Annotated in this window: 1 pseudogene; it reads left to right on the forward strand. The window is 45.8% G+C overall.

Annotated features, from left to right (window positions below):
• A pseudogene (locus HK25_RS13115) lies at positions 1-297 on the forward strand (hypothetical protein); the annotation flags it as partial.

The raw sequence follows: 297 nt of genomic DNA on the forward strand, positions 1-297 counted from the left end.
GCAGTAAACCGGCAGCCGATTACCTGATAGATAAAAAGAATAAATTGCACTATCTGGTGCAGGCTTCAGGTAAAAATCCGACTACATGGCTTGGTTATACAGCGTCAGACTGGACTTTTTCTTACCCCAAAAAGCCAGACACTAAGAGCCTGCAACGCCTGGTTTCTTACATCGCAGATTGTCAGTCCGGCAAAGCCTCTCTCGCAGATTTTGAAAGCTATGCGAATAAGCAGTCCTGGCTTGACTATCTGCTGTTTATTGAGCTGGCAGCCTCTCAGGACAGCATGATTAACAATC

Source organism: Acetobacter sp. DsW_059 (assembly GCF_002153695.1).
In the GTDB taxonomy this organism is placed as follows: domain Bacteria; phylum Pseudomonadota; class Alphaproteobacteria; order Acetobacterales; family Acetobacteraceae; genus Acetobacter; species Acetobacter thailandicus.